At 69.5% G+C, this 11,753-nt stretch carries 8 protein-coding genes; 3 read left to right on the top strand and 5 right to left on the bottom strand.

Annotation, left to right across the window (positions count from 1 at the left end; translation table 11 throughout):
* Window positions 1–369: 369 nt before the first annotated feature.
* The 5 genes from ACYVE7_RS19030 to hflX form a co-directional block, all read right to left on the bottom strand.
* Window positions 370–783: a helix-hairpin-helix domain-containing protein gene (locus ACYVE7_RS19030; RefSeq protein WP_460366286.1), complete on the bottom strand. Its 414-nt coding sequence runs from the start codon at window positions 781–783 to the stop codon at window positions 370–372.
* 794 nt (window positions 784–1,577) lie between these two features.
* A complete protein-coding gene (locus ACYVE7_RS19025; RefSeq protein WP_460366284.1) occupies window positions 1,578–1,703 on the bottom strand; it encodes a hypothetical protein in 126 nt (41 codons plus the stop codon).
* 1,696 nt (window positions 1,704–3,399) lie between these two features.
* Window positions 3,400–4,239 carry a DegV family protein gene (locus ACYVE7_RS19020; protein ID WP_460366282.1) on the bottom strand — a complete coding sequence of 280 codons (840 nt, stop codon included), beginning with the start codon at window positions 4,237–4,239 and terminating at the stop codon, window positions 3,400–3,402.
* A gap of 1,026 nt (window positions 4,240–5,265) precedes the next feature.
* Window positions 5,266–6,480: an imidazolonepropionase gene (hutI, locus tag ACYVE7_RS19015; protein WP_460366280.1), complete on the bottom strand. Its 1,215-nt coding sequence runs from the start codon at window positions 6,478–6,480 to the stop codon at window positions 5,266–5,268.
* A 282-nt stretch (window positions 6,481–6,762) separates the two neighbouring features.
* On the bottom strand, window positions 6,763–8,163 hold the full coding sequence (gene hflX, locus ACYVE7_RS19010) for a GTPase HflX (protein WP_460366278.1): 1,401 nt from the start codon (window positions 8,161–8,163) through the stop codon (window positions 6,763–6,765).
* A gap of 192 nt (window positions 8,164–8,355) precedes the next feature.
* Here hflX and aceB point away from each other — a divergent pair, with 192 nt between their 5' ends.
* The 3 genes from aceB to ACYVE7_RS18995 all read left to right on the top strand — a co-directional run.
* Window positions 8,356–9,951 (top strand): malate synthase A, encoded by a 1,596-nt coding sequence (gene aceB / locus ACYVE7_RS19005; protein ID WP_460366276.1) that lies wholly within the window; start codon window positions 8,356–8,358, stop codon window positions 9,949–9,951.
* Window positions 9,952–10,066: 115 nt separating this feature from the next.
* The gene (locus ACYVE7_RS19000) at window positions 10,067–11,551 is read left to right on the top strand and encodes an FAD-linked oxidase C-terminal domain-containing protein (protein WP_460366274.1); all 1,485 of its coding nucleotides are present in this window, start codon (window positions 10,067–10,069) and stop codon (window positions 11,549–11,551) included.
* Window positions 11,551–11,753, top strand: a 203-nt coding sequence (locus tag ACYVE7_RS18995) for a hypothetical protein (protein WP_460366272.1), incomplete at its 3' end; no start/stop codon positions are given. The genes ACYVE7_RS19000 and ACYVE7_RS18995, both read left to right, overlap by 1 nt.

The following is an 11,753-nucleotide window of genomic DNA, read 5'->3' as shown; positions in this document are numbered from 1 at the left end:
CCCCCGCCCCCTCCCAAAACCAGCCCAAAACCCACCCCAACCACCGCCGCCCGCCCCGAAAGCCACACGAACCCACTCCCCTCGCGACACCACCACCCGTCAGCCCTCACACTCGCTCCTCCCAACACCACCTCCGCTGGAAGCGGGACAAACCCGCCCCCCTCGCGACACCACCACCCGCCAGCCCTCACACTCGCCCTCCCGACACCGCCCCAAGGCCCATCTCAACCGCCGCCTGCGCCTGCGCCGGAAGCGGCACGAACCCACGTGCAACCGCGCCGACCGGAACGTCCGCGTGCTCGCGCGCACCGCTGCTTCCTCGGCGAAGGCCGAGGTCCTCTGGTGTCAGCGGGGAGCGGGGAGCGCGGTTCATACGCGGATATGGGGTTTGAGGTCGGCGTAGCGGCGATCACCGATGCCGGAAACATCGCGAAGCTGCGACGGGTCGGTGAAAGGACCGTGCTTGAGACGGTGATCGACGATGCGTTGAGCGAGGACGGGCCCGACGCCCGGTAGCTGCTGAAGCTGCTGAAGGGTGGCCGTATTGAGGTCGAGCGGCTCGACCGGATTCACGCCACCCGGTGGGACAGCGGCACCGGCCGGCGGCATCGCGGCCTGAGGCCCACCCACGACGATCTGTTCCCCGTCGCTGAGCTTGCGCGCGAGATTGAGCCCGTCCAGCCGGGCCCCGGGCCGTGGACCACCCGCGGCCTCAAGCGCATCGGCGACCCGCGACCCGAGCGGCAGCGTGACCAGACCCGCGCGCCGGACCTTCCCGGTCACGTAGACAACGACTCTGCCCGACGGAACAGGGCTGGCCCGCTCAGACGCCCCAGGCGCCGACCCCGAATCCGCCGCAGGCGCATCAGCGACCGGCGTCACCCCGGCAACCGGAACCGCTTCGGGCCGCGGCCGCCCCGTCCACATGAGCACCCCCGCAGCAAGCATCGCCAGCACACCAACAACGACCAGCGCACGCCCACCCGAAATTCCGGGATCCCACCTCTCCAACAGATCACCGACCGCCCGCCCCCGAGCCGCCCACCTCCTCCTCCCCCCATCCGCCCTCGAACCCTCCCGCCTCGCGTCCCGCAGAACTCTCACGTCCCCTCCCGAGCCATCCACCCCCCACCCGGCTCCGTCCGCCGCCCCCTGCACGGCCTCGCCATCCCCACCGCGCGCCTCACCCACATCACCGCGCGAATCCTCAGAGCTCCCTCCAGGAACACCTTCACCCAAAGCCAGGCCATCGCGATCCCGTCCCCGGGCATACCACCCCCCGCCCACCTGCAGAGCACCCAGCCCACCCCCCGGAACGTCCACATCTCGCTCCGCAGCGCCTTCAACCCAGCGCGCCCCATCGCGACCCCGATCAAAGGCATACGAGGCCCCGCCCCCTAGCCCACCGCGCGGGACGTCCACGTCCCGCCAGGAAACGCTTTCGAGCCCACGTGCGCCGTCGCTTTCTTCCTCACGGGCATACGACGTGCCGCCCACGCTCAGAGCGCCCGGCTCCCCACCCGAACCATTCACGTCCCGGTCTGAAGCCCCTTCAGAACAACGCATTCCGCCGCGATCTAGCTCGTCGGCATACGACGCGCCGCCCACACGCAAAGCGCCCAGCCCACCACCAGGAACGTCCATGTCCCGTTCAGCAGCGCCTTCAGGCCCACGAGTGCCGCCGCGACCCCGATCAAAGGCATATGACACCCCGCCCACCAACCCACCGCGCGGGACGTCCACGTCCCGTCGGGAAACGCTTGCGAGACCACGTGCGCCGTCGCCTTCTTGCTCATGGGCATTCGAGACGCCGCCCGCGTTCAGAGCGCCCGGCTTCCCACTCGGACCATTCACGTCCCGCTCTGAAGCGTCTTCAGGCCAACGCGTTCCGCCGCGATCTAGCTCGTCGGCATACGACGCGCCGCCCACACGCAAAGCGCCCAGCTCACCGCCAGGAACGTCCATATCCCGTTCAGCAGCGCCTTCAAGCCGACGCGTGCCGCCGCGATCCCGTTCGACGGCATACGACGCCTCACCCGTGCGTAGAGGGTGTGGCTCGCCGCCTGGGGTATCTGTTTCTCTCGTGGGACTGCCTTCAGGCCAACGCGTGGCGCGATTCTGATTGAAGGCATGGGATGTCGCAGTCGTGCCGGTCAGGGGAGCACTTGTCTCACCGCGTGGTGTGTCCGTGTTGCGGCCGGAGATGCCTTCGAGACCACGTGTGTCGTCGTGCTCTCGGCCGCGGGCATAGGGCGCTGAGGCCGTGCGTTGGGTGCTTGTCTCACCGGGTGGGACGTCGGTGTTCTGCTGCGGTACGGCTTCGGTCCAGGGGGTGGGTTTGACGGTTCGGCGCTGAGGGGTGTGGAGATTCGGCGCGTCACGATTTGGCGGTGCGGGGTTCTCCTTTCTTTGGAGGAGTTCTGTGATGGGGGCGGGTGGTCTGGGCGACTGCTTATGGCGGTAGGGGCGGGGGGTCTTCGGGGCGGCTGCCTCCTCCGGGTGCGGGTTTGGGGGCTCTTGTGCCCAGGGTGAGGCATCCGCCTTTCGGGGTGGGAGGTGCGGTGTTTGGTGGGGGATGTCCTCGAGCCAGGGTGAGGCGTCCTCCTGCCAGGGTCCGTGTGCTGGCCAGGGGGTGTTCTCGTCGCTGAATGCGTCGTTGCCATGTGGGGTGAGGGACTCGCCGGACCAGGGTGAAGCGCCCTCTTCCGGTGGGGGCGGAATGGGTGCCCATGGTGAGTCCGCGGCTTCGGATGAGGCGGACGTCTGACGGAAGGGCGCTGTTTCGGTGGCTGACGATGGCTCTGCTGCCCGCGATTCCGCCGCCCAGGGGAAAGCTCTGGCGGACGAAGGCGACGGGGTGGCGAAATCGTCGTCCGTTGGTCTGGCATTTCGGTTTGGAGGAGGTGCCGTTCGTTGGAGGGCTGGAAGGGCGGAGATGGGGAGGTCCCAGCGGACGGGATCGTCGGGGTGCGGGGTGGACGGACGGGACTGTAATGTCCCGGCCGGAGGTTCGGAGGGCCATGGGGGCTGGGGCTGCATTCGTGTCATGTGGCTGACGGTAGCCAGCCGCAGGCACGCCGAACGGACCGAACGGGATTCTGTGGATAGTGATTGGCAGCCTTGAGCGGCCCGCAAGGCATGGACGGGCTGCGACGTCGCCATGTGCGAGCGCTCGGGGCCGGAGCAGGTCCGCTCGTGTTCGATGGGATCGCCAGGTTGCGCCTTGCCGGACCGGTGACGGTCTCCTGCCGGTGATGAAGGTGCTGCGGGAGAGCTTTTGCGGGGTCGCCGTCCCAGGCGCGGGAGCTGGCCGAGGAGCTGGGCCGCGACGGGCTGGTCGGGGCTCGGGCTGAGATGGAGCTGGTGAAGTCGTGCCTTGAGCTTCGTGGGACTGTGCGGTCAGTGAGGGCTGATGGCCACGCCCAGCATTCCGGGGCCTACGTGGGCGCCGATGGCGGGACCGATTTCGCCTACGGTGAGGGTTTCGGCTCTGGGGAGGCGGTCGCGGAGGCGGGCCGCGAGGGTTTCGGCGCGGGACGCGGCGGAGAGGTGCTGGACGGCCAGGTCCACGGGGATTCCGGCGGCTCGTTCGACGACCAGCTCTTCGAGTCTTGAGAGAGCTCGGGAGGTCGTGCGGACCTTCTCCAAAGGAGTGATGCGGCCGTCGGTGATGGTCAGGAGGGGTTTGACCATGAGTGCCGAGCCCAGGAAGGTCGCGGCGGCGCCGATACGGCCGCCGCGGCGAAGGTGTTCGAGGGTGTCGACGTAGAAGAGAGAGTGGCTGTTGAGCGCGCGTTCGCGGACCAGGTCCGCGACGTCGGCGGCCGAGGCTCCCTGGGCGGCGAGCCTGGCACCGGCCAGGGCGGCGAAACCCAGGGCCATGCCGATGGTGCGGCTGTCGACCACATGGACGGGGACCGACGCCTCGTCCGCCGCGAGCTGCGCGCATTCGAGGGTCCCGGACATGGCGGCGGACAGGTGCACCGAGACGATCGCCTCCGCACCGGCGCCCGCCGCCTCCTTGTAGGCGCGCGCGAACCGCTCCGGAGACGGGCGGGACGTCGACACGGGCTGCCAGTCGCGCAGCGCGCGCGCCGTGTCGGCCGCCGTGACGTCGACCCCGTCGTCCCGGACGCTCCCTCCGATGACAATGTGCAGCGGCACGACGGCGATGTCGTGCCGTGCCACCAAGTCAGGGGGCAGATAAGCGGATGAATCCGTGACTATCGCAACGCCCATAGTTGAAACCGTACCTTCACCCCGTTAACCACTCATCACGCCAACGTGACCAGAGTGCTCACTGTTCCGAACGCAACGAAAAGAACAGATTTCGTCCCCCCGCGAACGGACCGCGCCAGTTCCGCCCCGCCCTCCACCTACCCATCCCACGAACAACCATCGCCCCTCACACCCCGGCACCCGCAAGGAACCCTTCCGCCCGGCCCAACGCCATCGCGGCTCGCAACGCCGACCACCCACGACCCTGCGACGCCCACTGTCTCCACCGTCGAACACACCCACGGCCGGTCCAGCAGAACCACCCACCGCGCGACGCCCAAACCACAGACCACTCCCCGACCGCGCAACGCCCGCCACTTCGACCGCCGAACACACCCACAGCCAGCCCAGGAGATCGACCTACTACACGACGCCCAGACCTGACCACGCGACGCCCCGCCGTCTAACACCCACGGCCGATCCAGCAGAGGGACCCACTACACGACGCCCAGACCGCAGACCGCTTCTCTAGACCGCACTGCACGTCAGCTGCGGTTTCTCACCGCAGAGCACGCCCAGGCCGACGACCGTCCAAGACGGAGAACGACCAGGTCATCGCCCCCTAGCGTCACGGCTTCTCCGATCTCGCCCGCGGCAGGCACCTCAGCCGGAGACTCGTCCAAAGGAAATACCCGCCGGCCTTCACCGAAGGCCGCGCAGGTGGCCGTACCCGATCGTCGGCATCCACCGGACGACCCGACGTCGCGGAGCGCCGCGGGCACTGGAGGGGATCGGTGGGCAACAGGTCGGTCGTCGGGCCGTTGACGGGCGTCGGTTTCGCATCCCGGCGACGCTGAACGGCTGCCGCCGTTCGACGGGTCTGCCGAATCACGATCCCGCGTCGGGAGTGGCGACGCCCAGACCGTCACATGTCCGGGGTGAGGTTGGACGGGTGTGCCGCCGCGCCAGACGCGGAGGGCCCGCAGGCCGTCGGCCCAGGGACCCTCGTGGTCGGCGTTCCAGTGGGAACGCCCTGACCGTCACATGTCAGGGTTGGACGGGGGTGCCGCCGCGCCAGACTCGGAGGGCTCGTAGGCCGTGGGCCCAGGCGAAGGCGCCTTCGTGGTCGGCGTCCCACAGGACGATGTCGGCGTACATGCCGCGGGAGAGGGAGCCGCGGTCGGAGACGCGGAGGGCGGCCGCGCCGCCCAGCGTCGCGGCGCGGAGAGCTTCCGTCACCGACATCTTGAACATGGCGACGGCCAAGCCCACCACGACGGGCATCGAGGTGATGCCGCATTCGGACGGGTTGTGGTCGGTGCCCAGCGCGACGGTGACGCCGCGGTCCAGGAGCTGGCGGACCGGCGGGACCCGGCCGGAGCGGAGTGCCGAACCCGGGCAGACCGTCGCGGTGACGCCCGCGTGGGCGAGAGCCTTGACGTCCTCTTCGGTGGCGTCGGTGAGCAGGTCGGCGGAGGCGCAGCCGAGTTCCGCGGCGACCTGGGCGGCGCTGGTCCGCTCGGTGGTGCCGACGGCGTGGATCCGCGCCTTCAGCCCGTACCGCTGCGCGGTGTGCAGCAGCAGCCGTGCCTCGTCGGCGGTGAAATGGCCTTCTTCGCAGGAGACGTCCATGCTGTCGGCTCCGGCCGCGGCGGCGTCGGCCGCCCACTGCCGGACCGCCTCGACGTATTCGCGGCGACGCCCGAAGTACTCCGGCGGCAGCACGTTCGCCGCCATGAACGTGGCGTGGATCCGCGGCATCGCCGGCTCGTTCTCCAGCGACCGCAGCATCCGGATGTCGGCGAGCTCACCATCGCGGGTCAGGTGGTAGCCGGTCTTGGCCTCGACGGTCGTGGTGCCGCTGAGAATCCAGGCGCGCAGCCGTTCCCGGACGGCGTTGCACAGGGTCCACGGATCGGTCCCGCGCGTCACCGTGACGGTCGAGGCGATCCCGCCGCCCGCGGCGGCGATCTCCTGCGCGGTCGCGCCGGACGTGCGCATGGCCAGCTCGGCCCAGCGGTTCCCGGCGTAGACGGGATGCGCGTGGGCGTCGATCAGGCCGGGCGTGACGAGCCCGCCACCGAGGTTCTCCACATGGTCGACATCGACGATGTCGTCGATGACGCCGGGCACGCTGGCCGGCAGGTCGGAGGCCTGTCCCGCCCACACGATGCGGTCGTTGTGGATGAGGATGGCGGCGTTGCTGCAGACATCGGTGCCCGTCCACAGGCGTCCGATGTTCGTCAGCAGGCGAACCGTCATATGCGTGTCACCGAACCGTCCGTCGGAGGGATTTTCCGGACGTCAAGAGCCACCTGCTCTCGCTGATGCCGCCGGACTGGATGCCAGGCGACGGGTATGTACCGGCACTCGGACGAGTACCGGGAGGAGCGGGACCGGAGATATCGGTTTCGTCACGGTAGTGCACGCCAGGCCCGCTGTACAACCTCTTGAGACCGGAACGTGGCACGGTCCCGAGAAGTTCCCACTGACCGTAGCCGTCACGGCAGCGCAACGTACGCGAAAACAACGAGATGTGGCCGTTTAGTGACCCGCGGCGGCCACCTCGTAGCGCTCCAGCTCAGCGGCGAGGGCCAGCGGCACCCGGGCGATCAGCTCGGTGCCGTCCTCGCGGTGGGTCACCTTGGTGACGTCCCCCGCGTCGTGGATCTTCGCGACCAGCGCGCCCGCCGAGTACGGCAGCAGCACGTGCATCTCGCGGTCCATCTGCGGCAGCGACGACTCGATCAGCGTGACCAGTTCGTCGATCCCAGCACCGGTGTGGGCCGAGATGACCGCGTTGGACTTGAACGCCCGCTGCAACCGTGCGATCGCCAGGGGATCCGCGACGTCCGCCTTGTTGATCACGATGATCTCGGGGATGGACTCGGCGTCGACCTCCGACAGCACCTCGTGGACGGCCGCGATCTGCGCTTCGGGGTCGGGGTCGGATCCGTCGACGACGTGCAGGATGAGATCGGCCTCGGCCACCTCTTCCAGGGTCGACCGGAACGCCTCGACGAGCTGGTGCGGCAGATGCCGGACGAATCCGACCGTGTCGGCCAGCGTGAACTGCCGTCCGGACGGGGTCTCGGCCTTCCTGACGGTCGGGTCCAGCGTGGCGAACAGCGCGTTCTCGACCAGGACGCCCGCGTCGGTCAGCCGGTTCAGCAGCGACGACTTGCCCGCGTTGGTGTATCCGGCGATCGCGACGGCCGGCACCTGGCGGGTGCGCCGCGCCGACCGCTTGGTCTCGCGCGACTTGGACATCTCGGCGATCTGCCGGCGCAGCTTGGCCATCCGGGTGCGGATCCGCCGCCGGTCCAGCTCGATCTTGGTCTCACCGGGGCCGCGGCCGCCGATGCCGACGCCGCCCGCGGCGCGTCCGCCGACCTGCCGGGACAGGTTGCCACCCCAGCCGCGCAGCCGCGGCAGCAGGTACTGGAGCTGCGCCAGCTCGACCTGCGCCTTGCCCTCGCGGGATTTGGCGTGCTGGGCGAAGATGTCGAGGATCAGCGCGGTCCGGTCGATGACCTTGACCTTGCAGATCTCTTCGAGAGTCCTGAGCTGGGACGGTGCGAGCTCGCCGTCGGCGATCACGGTGTCGGCGCCCGTCGCGAGCACCACGTCGGCCAGCTCCTGGGCCTTTCCGGAGCCGATGTAGGTGGCCGGATCGGCCTTGGCGCGCCGCTGGATCAGTCCTTCGAGCACCTCAGAGCCCGCGGTCTCGGCCAGCAGGGACAGTTCCCGCAGCGAGTTCTCGGCCTGAGTGATCGTTCCTTCGGTCCAGACGCCGACCAGGACAACCCGTTCGAGCCGCAGTGACCGGTACTCGACCTCGGTGACGTCCTCCAGCTCGGTGGAGAGCCCGCCTACCCGGCGCAGCGCGTGCCGTTCGGCGAGGTCGTATTCGCCGACGGTTTCGAGGTCTTCGTACTCGGTCATGTTCCTCCTGGCTCGTATCAGCTCCAACGTCGGCCGGAGCCGTGTTCTTCCTGCTGGACCAAGACTGTCATGAGCCGACGACACTCTCATCTCAATATCTGGGTACCCCCGCTTTGGCGGATCGTTCCGCGCCTACTAGTATTTTCATTACTCAGAAGTAAGTTTTCGCCTGATGAAATTCGAGGTGCCGTGATGGGCGTTGAGGTCACCGGACCCAGCAACCCGCGATTCGACGAGATCCTGACCCCCGAGGCCCTGGCCTTCGTGGGCGCTCTCCAGCGCGAGTTCGGCGAGCGCCGGCTGGAGCTGCTGGCCAAGCGGATCCAGCGCCAGGACGCCCTGACCGCCGGCGGCACCCTGGACTTCCTGCCCGAGACCGCGGGCGTCCGCCAGGACGACACCTGGAAGGTCGCGACCCCGGCCCCCGGGCTCGAGGACCGCCGCGTCGAGATCACGGGCCCGACCGACCGCAAGATGACCATCAACGCCCTCAACTCGGGCGCCAAGGTGTGGCTGGCCGACTTCGAGGACGCCAACACCCCGCTCTGGAACAACATGATCGAGGGCCAGCTCAGCCTGCGCGACGCCCTCGACCGCACCATCGACTTCACCGACGAGAAGACCGGCAAGAGCTACGCGCTCAAGCCCGACGAGGAGCTCGCCACCATCGTCGTCCGCCCGCGCGGCTGGCACATGGAGGAGAAGCACGTCACGGTCGACGGCAAGGTCATGTCCGGGTCGCTGTTCGACTTCGGCATGTACTTCTTCCACAGCGCGCGCCGCCAGCTCGCCAAGGGCAAGGGCCCCTACTTCTACCTGCCGAAGATGGAGTCGCACCTCGAGGCCCGCCTCTGGAACGACGTCTTCAACTTCGCGCAGGACGAGCTGGAGATCCCGCGCGGCACCATCCGCGCGACGGTCCTGATCGAGACGATCCCCGCCGCGTTCGAGATGGAGGAGATCCTCTTCGAGCTGCGCGACCACTCCGCGGGCCTCAACGCCGGCCGCTGGGACTACCTGTTCTCCGTGATCAAGAAGTTCCGTTCGCGCGGCGTGTCGTTCGTCCTGCCGGAGCGCAACGCCGTCACCATGACCGCGCCGTTCCTGCGCGCCTACACCGAGCTGCTGGTCCGCACCTGCCACAAGCGCGGCGCCCACGCCATCGGCGGTATGGCCGCTTTCATCCCGTCCCGCAAGGACGAGGAGATCAACAAGATCGCGTTCGAGAAGGTCCGCGCCGACAAGACCCGCGAGTCCGGCGACGGCTTCGACGGCTCCTGGGTCGCGCACCCCGACCTCGTCCCGGTCTGCCGCGAGATCTTCGACGGCGTGCTCGGCGACAAGCCGAACCAGCGCGACAGGCTCCGCGAGGACGTCTCCGTCTCCGCCGCCGACCTGCTGTCGGTCGACAAGACCCCCGGCGAGATCACCGAGGCCGGTCTGCGCAACAACATCGACGTCGCGCTCCGCTACCTCGCCGCCTGGCTGAACGGCTCCGGCGCCGTCGCGATCCACAACCTGATGGAGGACGCGGCCACCGCCGAGATCTCCCGCTCCCAGGTCTGGCAGTGGATCTACAACGGGATCAAGCTGCCCGACGGCACCCTGGTCACCAAGGAGCTCGTCGCCACCCTCCTCGACGAGGAGCTGGCCAAGATCCAGGCCGAGCTCGGCGACGCCTACAACAGCGACCGGTACAACGAGGCCGTCGCGCTGTTCAAGGAGGTCACCCTCGCCGACGACTACAGCGAGTTCCTGACCACTCCGGCGTACGTCCGCTTCCCGTAAGCCGGAAGGCCGCCGCAGCAGGCCGCTGAACTAGGTTGGGCCGCGACGGGTGTTCCGTCGCGGCCCGCTCCGTATCCGTCGTCGCCCGTAGTAGTCCGCCGTCCGAGGAGGAGCTGTGCTGCCCGACGAGCCACCCCGAGAGACCGTGCTCGAAGCGCTCGCCGCGCGCTTCCGCGAGATCCTCCCGCCCGGATCGGTGATCGACGACCCGGCCAGGCTGCGCACCTATGAGTGCGACGGCCTGACCTACCACCGGGCCGCGCCGGGCCTGGTGGTGCTGCCGGAGAGCGCCGAGCAGGTCGCCGCCGTGGTCAGGGCCTGTGTGGCCGACGGCGTGCCCTACGTGGCGCGCGGCAGCGGCACCGGCCTGTCGGGCGGGGCGCTCCCCCGCACCGACGGAGTGCTGATCGTGACGTCCCGGATGCGCCGGATCCTCTCGATCGACCTGGACGACCAGCGCGCCGTCGTCGAACCCGGCGTGATCAACCTGGACGTCACCAAGGCCGTCAAACCGGACGGCTACTACTACGCGCCCGACCCGTCCAGCCAGCAGATCTGCTCGATCGGCGGGAACGTCGCGGAGAACTCGGGCGGCGCCCACTGCCTGAAGTACGGCTTCACCGCCAACCATGTGCTGGCCTGCGAGATCGTGACGCCCGACGGCGACATCGTCACCCTCGACGGCGGCCCCGGCTACGACCTGCTCGGCGCGATCATCGGCTCCGAGGGCACCCTGGGCATCACCACCAAGATCACGGTCCGGTTGACGCGCACGCCGGAAACCGTCCAGACCCTGCTGGCCGCGTTCCGCTCCATCGAGGAGGCGGGCGAGGCGGTCAGCGCGATCATCGGTGCCGGGGTGGTGCCCGCCGCGATCGAGATGATGGACGCCCTGGCGATCGAGGCGGCGGAAGCGGCCGTGGCCTGCGGCTATCCGGCCGGCGCCGAAGCCGTGCTGATCGTCGAGCTGGACGGCCCCGCGCCCGAGGTCGCCCACCAGTTCGCGCAGGTCCAGCTGCTGTGCGGGCACGCCTTCGAGCAGCGCGTCGCCGCGGACGACGCCGAGCGCGCGCTGATCTGGAAGGGCCGCAAGTCGGCGTTCGCCGCCGTCGGCCGCATCTCCCCCGCCTACATCGTCCAGGACGGCGTGATCCCGCGGACGTCGCTGCCCCGGGTGCTCGCCGCGATCGACCGGCTCTCCCGCGAGTCGGGCGTGCGCGTCGCCAACGTGTTCCACGCGGGCGACGGCAACCTCCACCCGCTCGTCCTGTTCGACGACGCCGAAGAGGGCGCGGGCGAACGGGCCGAGACCGTCTCCGGCGCGATCCTCGACCTGTGCGTCGAACACGGCGGCTCGATCACCGGCGAGCACGGCGTGGGCGTCGACAAGGCCCGCTACATGCCGCGCATGTTCACCGACGCCGACCTGGACACCATGCAGATGGTCCGCTGCGCCTTCGACCCCCCTTCCCTCTGCAACCCCGGCAAGATCTTCCCCACGCCGCGGCTCTGCGGCGAGGTCCCGCGCGTCCACAAGGCGGACGAGCCCCCTCGCCGACCGGCCCCGGAGGCCCCCGCTGCCGAAGGCGAGCTCTACTGATGACCGGCACCGACCCCCGCGCCACCGAAGCGCACTCCGACCCGCACTCCACCGACCCGCGCTCGACCGGCCCGAACACCGGCGGCCCGCACCCCGGCGACGCCCGGTTCGACTCGCGCCCCGTGACGGACGCCGACGCCGTCCTCGGAGTCCGCCCCAAGTACGTCGCCGAACCCGCGACGATCGCCGAGGCGGCGGCCGT

Source organism: Actinocorallia lasiicapitis, assembly GCF_054778695.1.
The sequence above is the reverse complement of the archived record's forward strand: the minus strand, read 5'-3'. Positions and strand labels throughout refer to the sequence as shown.

What these genes read in the sequence shown, in the direction of transcription:
- ACYVE7_RS19025 (WP_460366284.1), bottom strand. Translation starts at nt 1,703, where the DNA reads ATGCCTTTGATCGGGGTCGCGGCGGCACTCGTGGGCCTGAAGGCGCTG.
- ACYVE7_RS19020 (WP_460366282.1), bottom strand. Translation starts at nt 4,239, where the DNA reads ATGGGCGTTGCGATAGTCACGGATTCATCCGCTTATCTGCCCCCTGAC.
- hutI (WP_460366280.1), bottom strand. Translation starts at nt 6,480, where the DNA reads ATGACGGTTCGCCTGCTGACGAACATCGGACGCCTGTGGACGGGCACC.
- hflX (WP_460366278.1), bottom strand. Translation starts at nt 8,163, where the DNA reads ATGACCGAGTACGAAGACCTCGAAACCGTCGGCGAATACGACCTCGCC.
- aceB (WP_460366276.1), top strand. Translation starts at nt 8,356, where the DNA reads ATGGGCGTTGAGGTCACCGGACCCAGCAACCCGCGATTCGACGAGATC.